This window comes from Citrobacter sp. S46_ASV_140 (genome assembly GCF_018919545.1).
Lineage (GTDB): Bacteria > Pseudomonadota > Gammaproteobacteria > Enterobacterales > Enterobacteriaceae > Citrobacter > Citrobacter braakii.
This window is the reverse complement of the sequence record NZ_JAHLRC010000108.1, coordinates 1-12,009: the sequence shown is the minus strand read 5'-3', so window position 1 is coordinate 12,009 and position 12,009 is coordinate 1. Positions and strand designations below refer to the sequence as shown.

Sequence of the window (12,009 nt, the reverse complement as noted above, 5' to 3'; positions counted from 1 at the left end):
TAGCCAGGCGTTGCCAGCTATACACGAAATCTTGCGCGGTAACAGGCGTGCCGTCAGACCATTTAGCGTCTTTACGCAGATGGAATGTCCACACCTTAAAGTCTTTATTTTCCCACTTTTCAGCCACGCCAGGCGATGGTTTGCCATCGACATCGCTGATTAATAAACCTTCAAACAGGTCACGGTTGATATTGGATTCAGGTACACCTTCGATTTTATGTGGATCGAGTGACTGAACTTCCGAACCGTTATTACGCACCAGAGTCTGCTTTTCAGCAAGCTGCACACCGGCTGGTACAACTGCCGCCGTAGCAACATTCCCAGCGATTAGCGCAGTTAGGATCCCCGCAGCTACTAAACTTTTTTTAGTGATGTTAGTCATTGTGTTTGTACTCCCTCATTATTATGGCTGGTTTTTTAACCAGACTGTTAATCCTGTCAGGATCCCTGTACGGCACCGGAGATTTTCTGCCGTCAGGTAGTTTCTTGTTTTACTGCTTGCTATCACCGACTTTATTTATTTCTGGCGATTCGTATGACCGCCTTGCGTCGATTGTCTACGTGCCTCCCCTGCCGGAAACACGTTATTACCCTGTTGAGAGAAACTAATTGAAAATGATTCTCATCAACGTGAATTCTTCTGCATAATACCTGGCCGGAAAGTATCAAATGCGTTTCTTAACCGCCAATACATTTTACAAATTTGTTAACCAATTCTCTTTTATTGGAAATAAATCTCACTAAAAAAGTCTTACGAATGAAAGATTGTGACAATAAAACGATAAAAATCAATATATTGCATCACACGCAGTGTTAACCTCCAGTCCTGTGTCAACACCACGCCAAAATGCACATAAATTTAACAATTGGTTATTAATTAGCACATTCATCTAAAAAAAACGCTGAAATAACTAATAACATTTCGATAATCCTTCAGCAAGCCCCAGAGTATGATGTTAATAAAATAACAGTGACGTCGGGATCCCTCTGGTGGCCTACTGAGCGTTATATCTATAAAATCAATGAATAAATTAATGAATGGCCATCAGAGTTTTTTATATTTCTATGCTGATTTTCAACTTTAGTGAGAAGTTTTACTAATAACGAAAGGAAACGGAGCCGAAAGAGGCTCCGTTGATGCCGAAGAGGAATATCAGGCAAGTAAACCGGGGAAAATGGACTTGATTCCAGTCACAATGAATTCGATCCCTAAGGCCATTAACAACAACCCCATAATACGCGTAATGACGTTGATACCGGTTTGGCCCAGCAGCCGTACCAGCCACGGTGCCATGCGGAACAGTCCCCAACAGCACAGGGCAAACAACGCAATCGCCACAAAAAAACCAAACAGGTTAATCGCACTGTGATAGCGCGTACCCCAAACAATAGTTGAGCTTATCGCCCCCGGCCCCGCCATTAACGGCAATGCCAGCGGCACTACGCCGATACTTTCGCGGATTGCTGTTTCTGATTTTTCCTGTTTGTTTTGCTTATCTTCGCCCAGTTTTCCGCTAATCATCGACATTGCGATAGTCACCACCAGAATGCCGCCGGCAATCCTGAACGAATCTATCGAGATACCGAAGAGCTGCAGAATACCGTCACCAAGGAACAGCGAGGTCCACAGGATGATGGCAACCGACAGGTTTGCCGTAAGGTTGGTTTTATTTCGCGCAGCAGCCGTTTGATAGCTGGTCATACTGATAAAGACTGGGATGATCCCGACCGGGTTAACCAATGCGAATAACCCAATGAAAAATTTAAAATAGACAGGAAAATCAAATAGCGTTTGGATCACGGTTAGCTCCGAAGCGTTAGCCGGATAAAATGAGTCATAAAAATTGATAAAATCCGCGCTGAAGATACGCCTTTTGTCAGCATACTTCACCTTCTATCTGTGTATATCTACGTAAATACACTTCCAATACTTGGTGTTATTAATATGTATTAAATATGCTAATGTTAATAGCATTCACCCCATCAATTCATTAACACTTACCGATAAACGCTAAAAGGGCCTGCTGAAAGGTGTCAGCTTTGCGAAATTTTGATCCAGATCACGCAATTACTACTCAGAAGTGAGTAATCTTGCTTACGCCACCTGGAGGTAGCGCGTTAGAATTAAGTGCCGCTAGCGTATAAGCTCTTTTAGTAAATCAAGGTAAAGTGGACGTTAATTAACCGTTTGATTTTCAAAACGTTACACAAATTTTCGTCGATCTGTCTATACTCTCGTATCGAGCAGATGATTTACTAAAAAAGTTTAACATTATCAGGAGAGCATTATGGCTGTTACTAATGTCGCTGAACTTAACGCACTTGTAGAGCGCGTAAAAAAAGCCCAGCGTGAATATGCCAGTTTCACTCAAGAACAGGTTGACAAAATCTTCCGTGCCGCCGCTCTGGCTGCCGCAGACGCTCGAATCCCTCTCGCGAAAATGGCCGTTGCCGAATCTGGCATGGGCATCGTCGAAGATAAGGTGATTAAAAACCACTTTGCTTCCGAATACATTTATAACGCATATAAAGACGAAAAAACCTGTGGTGTGCTGGCTGAAGACCACACCTTCGGTACCATTACCATCGCTGAACCGATTGGTATCATCTGCGGTATCGTTCCAACCACTAACCCGACTTCTACTGCAATCTTCAAATCACTGATCAGCCTGAAGACGCGTAACGCCATCATCTTCTCTCCGCATCCGCGTGCTAAAGATGCCACTAACAAAGCTGCTGATATCGTTCTGCAGGCAGCAATTGCTGCTGGCGCACCGAAAGATCTGATCGGCTGGATCGATCAACCTTCCGTAGAACTGTCAAACGCGCTGATGCACCACCCGGACATCAACCTGATCCTTGCGACCGGTGGTCCAGGCATGGTTAAAGCAGCATACAGCTCCGGTAAACCGGCAATCGGTGTAGGCGCAGGTAACACCCCTGTGGTTATCGATGAAACCGCTGATATCAAACGTGCTGTTGCATCTGTTCTGATGTCTAAAACCTTCGATAACGGCGTAATTTGTGCTTCTGAACAGTCCGTTGTTGTCGTTGACTCTGTATACGACGCAGTACGTGAGCGTTTCGCGACTCACGGTGGCTACATGCTGCAAGGCAAAGAGCTGAAAGCCGTTCAAGACGTTATCCTGAAAAATGGCGCGCTGAACGCGGCTATCGTTGGTCAGCCGGCATACAAAATTGCTGAACTGGCAGGCTTCTCCGTACCAGAAACCACTAAGATTCTGATCGGTGAAGTGACAGTTGTTGACGAAAGCGAACCGTTCGCTCACGAAAAATTGTCTCCTACGCTGGCAATGTACCGTGCGAAAGACTTCGAAGACGCCGTTATTAAAGCTGAAAAACTGGTTGCGATGGGTGGTATCGGTCATACCTCTTGCCTGTACACCGACCAGGACAACCAGCCAGAACGTGTTGCTTACTTCGGTCAGATGATGAAAACCGCACGTATCCTGATTAACACCCCAGCTTCTCAGGGTGGTATCGGTGACCTGTACAACTTTAAACTCGCGCCTTCCCTGACTCTGGGTTGTGGTTCCTGGGGTGGTAACTCCATCTCTGAAAACGTTGGTCCTAAGCACCTGATCAACAAGAAAACCGTTGCTAAGCGAGCTGAAAACATGTTGTGGCACAAACTTCCGAAATCTATCTACTTCCGTCGTGGCTCTCTGCCAATCGCACTGGATGAAGTGATTACCGATGGTCACAAACGTGCGCTGATCGTGACCGACCGCTTCCTGTTTAACAATGGCTATGCTGACCAGATCACCTCCGTGCTGAAAGCTGCTGGCGTTGAAACCGAAGTGTTCTTTGAAGTTGAAGCTGACCCAACTCTGACCGTTGTACGCAAAGGTGCTGAGCTGGCTAACTCCTTTAAACCAGACGTGATCATCGCGCTGGGTGGCGGTTCCCCGATGGACGCCGCGAAAATCATGTGGGTTATGTACGAACACCCAGAAACCCACTTCGAAGAACTGGCACTGCGCTTTATGGACATCCGTAAACGTATCTACAAGTTCCCGAAAATGGGCGTAAAAGCGAAGATGGTTGCCGTCACCACCACTTCCGGTACCGGTTCTGAAGTTACTCCGTTTGCGGTTGTTACTGACGATGCAACTGGTCAGAAATACCCGCTGGCAGACTATGCGCTGACTCCGGATATGGCGATTGTTGACGCCAACCTGGTGATGGATATGCCTAAGTCCCTGTGTGCGTTCGGTGGTCTGGATGCCGTTACTCACGCCCTGGAAGCTTACGTATCCGTGCTGGCTTCTGAGTTCTCCGACGGTCAGGCTCTGCAAGCGCTGAAACTGCTGAAAGAAAACCTGCCAGCGTCCTACCACGAAGGTTCTAAGAACCCGGTAGCGCGTGAGCGTGTACACAGTGCAGCAACCATCGCCGGTATTGCATTTGCTAACGCCTTCCTGGGTGTATGTCACTCAATGGCGCACAAGCTGGGTTCTCAGTTCCACATTCCTCACGGTCTGGCGAACGCCCTGCTGATCAGCAACGTTATTCGTTATAACGCGAACGACAACCCGACTAAACAGACTGCATTCAGCCAGTACGACCGTCCGCAGGCTCGTCGTCGCTACGCTGAAATCGCAGACCATCTGGGTCTGAGCGCACCGGGCGACCGTACTGCTGCAAAAATCCAGAAACTGCTGGGCTGGCTTGACGAAATCAAAGCTGAACTGGGTATTCCTAAGTCTATCCGTGAAGCTGGCGTTCAGGAAGCTGACTTCCTGGCACACGTGGACAAACTGTCTGAAGATGCGTTTGATGACCAGTGTACTGGTGCTAACCCGCGTTACCCGCTGATTTCTGAACTGAAACAGATCCTGATGGATACCTACTACGGTCGTGAATACAGCGAAGATCAAACCGCCGTTAAGACTGAAGCAGTAGCAGCGCCGAAAGCTGAGAAAAAAGCGAAGAAATCCGCTTAATTCATCCAGATAAGTTTTAGTTTCACCATAAACGGTCCCAAATTGGGGCCGTTTTTTTTTACATCTTTCGTTATCAGAATCGATACATGACCAATTCAGCGACGTGTAAAGGATGGACCTGTAAAAGGATGCTTAGGAGGATGCGAGAATAGCGTCAGGAGAGTGTCTGACAGGGTAGCGAACATTAGCGAATGTCTCAGCCTACCCTGTGCTAATAAGCGCCCAGAAGCGCGTAGAGTTAATCGTGGTTGTGTCGTTCTTGTATCGCCGTCAGAGAGCCCTCAGACTGTGCTTGCTTATAATGCTTACGGCATACCGATACATAGCGTTCGTTCCCGCCAATCACCACCTGTTCGCCCTCGTTATAAGGTCGTCCTGCCTGATCAAGACGCAACACCATGCTGGCCTTACGCCCACAGAAACAAATGGTTTTTAATTCAACCAGTTTATCTGACCATGCCAACAGGTATTCGCTACCGCCAAATAACTCACCACGAAAATCGGTACGCAAGCCGTAGCACAACACGGGAATATCCAGCTGATCGACAACTTCTGATAATTCATAAACCTGCTGTCGAGTCAGAAACTGCGACTCATCAACCAGTACACAGTGAATTCTTTGCTGCTCATTCTCAGCCCGAATCTCTTCGAACAATGATGAATTTTGGTTAAACAATTTTGCAGGTGACGACAGACCTATACGTGAACTTACTTTTCCAGCACCAAAGCGGTCATCAATTTCCGCTGTATATACCACGGCACGCATCCCACGTTCCTGATAATTGTACGAAGATTGCAGCAATGCAGTCGACTTACCGGCATTCATTGCAGAATAGTAAAAATATAGCTGTGCCATTGACCGTAGGCCCTCACCCGGGGAAATAAATATGGGCAGGATTGTACCATATTTCACGAACGTGTCGGTGTAGCGTTGCCTGCATAGGCGTATAAATAGGCGTTCAGACTCGCTCAGTGTCGCCTAAATAACCGATCCTTTAAGTGACATGGGAGCGCTAGTACACTCCAGTCATAGCCCAGGCAGCCTGAAACTGGACGGGTATATACACACTCTTTCACAAATAGTGCTCATGAAATTTATCCATACCTCTTATCTTCTTACGGCAATAAAGAAACCCTTCCCTTATTGTTATTGAATCTACCCACTGTCGCCATGTATTAGCGAATTCATGTAAGCAAAACTAATACAAAAGGTTGAAATCACTGCAAAGAGATACTATTTGTACACCATAAAATGTGACCTGAATCTTGAATTTTTACTCTCAGCCGCTGAGAAGCCCCCTCACCAATAAGCCTTTTTTATGCCCAACGTCGCGGTGAATTTAAGACAGATGAATTAATTCTGATACTAAATAAAGCGCAATTTTGAATTCCTTACATTCCTGGCTATTGCACAACTGAATTTATCGCTCTATTATTAGCTCAACAAACCACCCCCAATATAAGTTTGAGATTACTACAATGAGCGAAGCACTTAAAATTCTGAACAACATCCGTACTCTTCGTGCGCAGGCAAGAGAATGTACTCTGGAAACGCTTGAAGAAATGCTGGAAAAATTAGAAGTTGTTGTTAGCGAGCGCCGTGAAGAAGAAAGCGCTGCAGCTGCTGAAGTTGAAGAACGTACTCGTAAACTGCAACAATATCGTGAAATGCTGATCGCTGACGGCATTGACCCGAACGAACTGCTGAATAGCATGGCTGCTGTTAAATCTGGCACCAAAGCTAAACGCGCTGCACGTCCGGCTAAATATAGCTATGTTGACGAAAACGGTGAAACTAAAACCTGGACTGGTCAGGGTCGTACACCGGCAGTGATCAAAAAAGCGATGGAAGAACAAGGTAAACAACTGGACGATTTCTTAATCAAGGAATAATTCAGAAATAGTTTGCTTAAAATCCCGCCACTGGCGGGATTTTTTTTACCTGTACTTCGCACAGTCCCTACCCAGTTCAGGTATAAAAAAACGGTGCTGGATTAACAGCACCGTTCAGACCTGATAATACCAGCAGGTTACTTCTTAATACCCATCTCATCTTCCAGCCAGGCTTTAAATTCAGCGCCGAGAGTATTATGGCGAATACCATATTCAACGAACGCCTGCATATAGCCCAGCTTATTACCACAGTCATGGCTTTTGCCCTTCATGTGATAAGCTTCAACCGTTTCTTTTTCAATCAGCATATCGATAGCATCAGTCAGCTGAATTTCGTCACCGGCTCCCGGAGGCGTTTTTGCCAGCAGAGGCCAGATATCCGCACTAAGGACGTAACGCCCCACGACGGCCAGATTAGATGGCGCCACATTCGCTTTCGGCTTTTCAACAACGCCAACCATCGGTACGCTTTCGCCCGGCGCTAATTCAACGCCTTTACAATCAACAACACCATAAGCGGTAACATCTTCTACCGGCTCAACCATAATCTGGCTGCTGCCTGTTTCATCGAAACGATGAATCATTTCGGCAAGGTTGTCGCGTGATAAATCAGATTCGTATTCGTCAAGAATGACGTCCGGCAAGATAACCGCAACGGGCTCATCGCCAACCACCGGGTGCGCGCACAATACCGCGTGGCCCAGACCTTTGGCCAGTCCCTGACGCACCTGCATAATAGTGACATGTGGCGGACAAATAGATTGCACTTCTTCCAGTAGCTGGCGTTTTACACGTTTTTCCAGCATAGCTTCAAGTTCAAAGCTGGTATCGAAGTGGTTTTCAATCGAATTTTTAGACGAGTGAGTTACGAGTACAATTTCAGTGATGCCCGCAGCAATACATTCGTTTACGACGTACTGAATTAATGGCTTATCAACCAACGGTAGCATCTCTTTCGGGATTGCTTTCGTAGCCGGTAACATCCTGGTTCCTAATCCCGCAACCGGGATAACGGCCTTTTTGACTTTTGAATTAAGGGCAGCCATTTAAAACTCTCCTGGACTGTTCATGTATTGAACGTGTTCATCAATCTGTATCGCATCCAAGTATATCAGTACCGCGACAAGCTTCTGGTCTGAAAAGGACGCGCGTCGGTATAATTAAGATAAATACGAATAAATCTGGCGCTGATAGTAGCACTCACAGCATGGGGGGGTGAGCCAATTTCATTCTCACGCCACTCGGTTGTTCATTCTGCAGACAACATCAGGCGCAGCCGACCACCGGCCCCCCAAATTTGGCATTGCCAGGATTCGCAACGTTGGCTCAGTTGATTAAGATACGCATTCCCTAAGGTTCCCAACGGAACGCCATTGCTGATTTGTACATTGTGTGAACCTGTATTTAATGTCGCATTCAGCCCTGCTGATACCAGAATCAGGTTTTTTAATCCACTGTGGTAATAACCCACCAGCAGAGGGAATTGTCCGGGCAAATTAGCCTGGCGCAATAAATGGTTAACCTGTTTCAATAACGCACCGAGCTCCGGCAATCGTTGATTTTGATGCGCGAGCTGTTCCTGCAGCAAACCGTTAAATAGCGCCCGCAGTAACAATGCTGCCAGAACGCCATTATCCCCTGCCCGCGTCACATCCAGACAATAAAACGCAAGGTCATGGTCCGATAGCGGTGCAATATCCAGTACCAGCCCCGGCTGATCGGCGGCTACCAATTGACGATAGTTGATCCGACATCGTGAAATAACTTGCGACACAGGAGGCTGTAATTCTTGTAACAGCTTCGCTGCAGCGGCGGGATCCCCGACCATCGCATCCCAGTCGCGAAACAGCCGCTCTTCTTCTTCCACGCGTGAATTAAACATATTCGGATACAGACACGCAAAGACGGTTTCGCGCAGGCGGTTCAGGTCTTTTACCGGCTTTAGCAGCACATCATCCACACCCAATCGCAGTGCTTTGGCTATATCAGACATGTTTTCCGTCGCTGATATCACCAGGATTGGGGTCTGATCGCCACGATTACGCAGATACTCTACTAGCTTAAGGCCGTTCATTCGTGGCATAGCCAGGTCGCAGATAATCAGGTCGGGGTTAAAGTGCCCGAGTAATTCAAGTGCTTCAAGTCCATCGCCAGCTACCGCCGTTGTCGCTCCCAAAGAGGAAAACCATGAGTCCATGAGTGAGCGAAATACCGGCTCATCCTCAACGATAAGAATCTGTTTTCCGACCAATGGCTGCGTCATATTCTCCCCCCTGACTGGCTTTAGTAAATAGTGGCATGCTATTGCTACTCACGCCTGTCAGAATTTGCTTAAGTGTTGATAAAAAATGCGTTAGATGTTGGTTTTCACCAGGGGTAGAAGCTCATCCATTTTCTTCTCGACCGCCAGTTGCCCAGCAGCAATGGCTGCGCTGGCTCGGTGAAAATCCAGCGTGGATATTTGCGGACAAAACGGCTGGATCAGGATATCTGGCGGGTCACCGGCCATGCGGTTACGTTTCAGACGGTTTTCCAGAACCTGAATAGAAGTCGTCATGATCTCCATCGCCGTCGGCGCGGTTACCGCACGCCTGGCCGTTATGTTGCTCAAGCGCTCTTTCAGTCGGGCACGCCATGAAAGCGCGTCAACATCATCACCCGTTTCGGCATCACTGCTGACGTTGAAGGAGAGTAAATCTTGCTGCATAAGATGCGCATCGTGTTGCAGATCGACGGCAATAACGATGTCAGCGCCCAGCGCGCGAGTTAAGGATACAGGAACGGGATTCACCACCGCGCCATCGACCAGCCAGTAACCATTATGCGCTACAGGGGACATCAGACCAGGAATGCTGCAGGAGGCCCGAACAGCCAGGTGCAAATCACCTTCCGTGAACCAGAGCTCCCGACCCGTACTCAGATTAGTAGCCACAGTTGCGAAACGGCGAGTGCATTGCTCAATTGCTTCTACCGGCATGACATTACGGTACTGATTGAATACTCGTTCACCACGCAGTAAACCGCCCCTGCGCCACGAGAGATCCATCAGACGTAAGACATCCCAATAGCTGAAAGAACAAACCCATTGTTCGAGAGCAGGTAACTTATTGCATGCGTAGGCTGCACCAACCAGCGAACCAATGGAGCACCCTGCCACAATATCAACATCAATGCCCATATGCTTTAGGGCTTTAATAACGCCAATATGCGACCAACCTCGCGCCGCGCCGGAACCTAGCGCCAGCCCAATTTTTATTTTTCTCATTGTACGTACAAACTTCCCCTGGCTTGCAGACGTAGCAACATCGCTACCGCTCAGTTAACATAGTGCTACCTTGGCGTTTTTACGCCGTTTTTTTATTCCAGGGAGTACTTTGTGTCTCAGCTTTGTCCCTGTGGTAGCGCTGTCGAGTATAGCCTATGTTGCTACCGTTATGTGTCTGGCGCGCAAGTAGCACCTACGCCGTCACATCTCATGCGTTCTCGTTACTGTGCTTTTGTGATGAAAGACGCAGATTACCTTATCAAGACCTGGCATCCGGACTGTCATGCAGCCGAGTTTCGCGACGACATTATCGCAGGATTTAGCCACACTGAATGGCTCGGGCTGACCGTTTTTGAACAACAAACGGCAGACACAGAAAATATCGGCTATGTCAGCTTTGTTGCGCGATTTTCTGAACAAGGTAAAACAGGTGCAATTATCGAGCGCTCTCGTTTTTTAAAAGAAAACGGTCAGTGGTACTATATAGACGGTACACGCCCTCAAATTGGACGAAACGATACCTGCCCTTGTGGCTCCGGTAAAAAATTTAAAAAGTGCTGCGGCTAATCAACGCCCGACAGTATCAATTTTGCAAACATTCTCAACAGGATCACCGCTGCAAATGCATTCATTACAACGAAAAGTGCTGCGTACTATTTGTCCGGACCAAAAAGGTCTGATCGCGCGCATTACGAATATCTGTTACAAGCATGAACTGAACATCGTGCAGAACAATGAGTTCGTGGACCACCGGACCGGGCGCTTTTTTATGCGTACCGAACTGGAGGGTATTTTTAACGACGTCACGCTGCTTGCCGATCTGGATAGTGCCCTTCCAGATGGATCCATTCGTGAATTAACACCAGCAGGACGCCGCCGTATCGTCATTTTGGTCACCAAGGAGGCACATTGTCTGGGTGACCTGTTAATGAAGGCCAATTATGGCGGGCTGGATGTTGAAATCGCCGCTGTGATCGGCAACCACGAGACGCTGCGACCTTTGGTTGAACGGTTTGATATCCCATTTGAGCTGGTCAGCCACGAAGGTTTAACGCGTGACGAACATGACCTGAAAATGGCCGACGCTATCGACGCGCACCAACCTGACTATGTCGTGCTGGCAAAATACATGCGCGTTCTGACACCAACATTTGTTTCACGCTTCCCGAATAAGATTATCAATATTCACCATTCATTCCTGCCAGCGTTTATTGGCGCTCGCCCTTACCATCAGGCTTATGAGCGCGGTGTGAAGATCATCGGTGCAACAGCCCACTACGTGAATGATAACCTCGATGAAGGCCCAATCATTATGCAGGACGTAATTCATGTGGATCACACCTACACCGCAGAAGATATGATGCGTGCGGGTCGCGACGTTGAGAAAAATGTATTAAGCCGCGCGCTGTATCAGGTTCTGGCTCAACGCGTCTTTGTTTACGGTAACCGAACGATTATTCTGTAATCGATTGATAATTGAATTGGTTACCTTTACATCTTTACGTGTAAAAATCAGGCAACCAGTTCTTTTTTATCAACGGAATACTTTACAGGGGCGCATCATTTGATATGATGCGCCCCGCTTCCAACGGAAGCAGGCCAGTAACTAGCATTACCCCGTGGTGGGGTTCCCGAGCGGCCAAAGGGAGCAGACTGTAAATCTGCCGTCATCGACTTCGAAGGTTCGAATCCTTCCCCCACCACCATCACTTCATAAAGCACCAGCATCCAATCCATCTGTTATGCCTCATATTCTGCCCAGACGGGAAGGATGAGAAGCTTCGACTAAGGTTCGATTCGAGCGTTAGCGAGAAAGCGTTGCCGCAGGCAACGACCCGAAGGGCGAAGCGCACCGCGCTGAGTAATCCTTCCCCCACCACCATC

10 protein-coding genes, 1 tRNA gene and 1 other RNA gene are annotated in these 12,009 nt (G+C 47.7%); 6 read left to right on the top strand and 6 right to left on the bottom strand.

The window, feature by feature from the left end:
• Together KQJ19_RS19175 and ychE are read right to left on the bottom strand one after the other, a co-directional pair.
• A partial coding sequence (locus tag KQJ19_RS19175; protein WP_253296380.1) for an ABC transporter substrate-binding protein occupies window positions 1-382 on the bottom strand: 382 nt, incomplete at its 3' end.
• Window positions 383-1,153: 771 nt separating this feature from the next.
• Window positions 1,154-1,801, bottom strand: a complete 648-nt coding sequence (gene ychE, locus KQJ19_RS19170; protein WP_003020714.1) for an NAAT family transporter YchE — start codon at window positions 1,799-1,801, stop codon at window positions 1,154-1,156.
• Between the two features lie 487 nt (window positions 1,802-2,288).
• Here ychE and adhE point away from each other — a divergent pair, with 487 nt between their 5' ends.
• Window positions 2,289-4,967, top strand: a complete 2,679-nt coding sequence (adhE, locus tag KQJ19_RS19165; protein WP_016153272.1) for a bifunctional acetaldehyde-CoA/alcohol dehydrogenase — start codon at window positions 2,289-2,291, stop codon at window positions 4,965-4,967.
• Window positions 4,968-5,205: 238 nt separating this feature from the next.
• On the opposite strand, the gene tdk is transcribed toward adhE, so the two are convergent.
• The gene (gene tdk / locus KQJ19_RS19160; RefSeq protein WP_019076935.1) at window positions 5,206-5,823 is read right to left on the bottom strand and encodes a thymidine kinase; all 618 of its coding nucleotides are present in this window, start codon (window positions 5,821-5,823) and stop codon (window positions 5,206-5,208) included.
• Window positions 5,824-6,446: 623 nt separating this feature from the next.
• On the opposite strand from tdk, the gene hns reads away from it, so the two are divergent.
• A complete protein-coding gene (gene hns / locus KQJ19_RS19155) occupies window positions 6,447-6,860 on the top strand; it encodes a histone-like nucleoid-structuring protein H-NS (RefSeq protein WP_003020723.1) in 414 nt (137 codons plus the stop codon).
• Between the two features lie 137 nt (window positions 6,861-6,997).
• Here hns and galU read toward each other — a convergent pair whose 3' ends face one another.
• The 3 genes from galU to rssA all read right to left on the bottom strand — a co-directional run bounded on the left by galU (window position 6,998) and on the right by rssA (window position 10,125).
• Window positions 6,998-7,906 (bottom strand): UTP--glucose-1-phosphate uridylyltransferase GalU, encoded by a 909-nt coding sequence (galU, locus tag KQJ19_RS19150; RefSeq protein ID WP_016153274.1) that lies wholly within the window; start codon window positions 7,904-7,906, stop codon window positions 6,998-7,000.
• Between the two features lie 203 nt (window positions 7,907-8,109).
• Window positions 8,110-9,123: a two-component system response regulator RssB gene (gene rssB, locus KQJ19_RS19145; protein WP_016153275.1), complete on the bottom strand. Its 1,014-nt coding sequence runs from the start codon at window positions 9,121-9,123 to the stop codon at window positions 8,110-8,112.
• 90 nt (window positions 9,124-9,213) lie between these two features.
• Complete coding sequence (gene rssA / locus KQJ19_RS19140) at window positions 9,214-10,125, bottom strand: patatin-like phospholipase RssA (protein WP_016156731.1); 912 nt, start codon at window positions 10,123-10,125, stop codon at window positions 9,214-9,216.
• Window positions 10,126-10,236: 111 nt separating this feature from the next.
• Here rssA and KQJ19_RS19135 point away from each other — a divergent pair, with 111 nt between their 5' ends.
• The 4 genes from KQJ19_RS19135 (at window position 10,237) to KQJ19_RS19120 (ending at window position 12,007) form a co-directional block, all read left to right on the top strand.
• Window positions 10,237-10,692 carry a YchJ family protein gene (locus tag KQJ19_RS19135; protein WP_029139563.1) on the top strand — a complete coding sequence of 152 codons (456 nt, stop codon included), beginning with the start codon at window positions 10,237-10,239 and terminating at the stop codon, window positions 10,690-10,692.
• 55 nt (window positions 10,693-10,747) lie between these two features.
• A complete protein-coding gene (gene purU / locus KQJ19_RS19130) occupies window positions 10,748-11,590 on the top strand; it encodes a formyltetrahydrofolate deformylase (protein WP_016153278.1) in 843 nt (280 codons plus the stop codon).
• A 156-nt stretch (window positions 11,591-11,746) separates the two neighbouring features.
• Window positions 11,747-11,831, top strand: a tRNA-Tyr gene (locus KQJ19_RS19125).
• Window positions 11,832-11,875: 44 nt separating this feature from the next.
• Window positions 11,876-12,007: non-coding RNA, RtT sRNA (locus tag KQJ19_RS19120), on the top strand.
• Window positions 12,008-12,009: the final 2 nt, after the last annotated feature.

Coding starts and splice junctions, on each gene's coding strand:
- adhE (WP_016153272.1), top strand. CDS start 2,289: ATGGCTGTTACTAATGTCGCTGAACTTAACGCACTTGTAGAGCGCGTA.
- tdk (WP_019076935.1), bottom strand. CDS start 5,823: ATGGCACAGCTATATTTTTACTATTCTGCAATGAATGCCGGTAAGTCG.
- hns (WP_003020723.1), top strand. CDS start 6,447: ATGAGCGAAGCACTTAAAATTCTGAACAACATCCGTACTCTTCGTGCG.
- galU (WP_016153274.1), bottom strand. CDS start 7,906: ATGGCTGCCCTTAATTCAAAAGTCAAAAAGGCCGTTATCCCGGTTGCG.
- rssB (WP_016153275.1), bottom strand. CDS start 9,123: ATGACGCAGCCATTGGTCGGAAAACAGATTCTTATCGTTGAGGATGAG.
- rssA (WP_016156731.1), bottom strand. CDS start 10,125: ATGAGAAAAATAAAAATTGGGCTGGCGCTAGGTTCCGGCGCGGCGCGA.
- purU (WP_016153278.1), top strand. CDS start 10,748: ATGCATTCATTACAACGAAAAGTGCTGCGTACTATTTGTCCGGACCAA.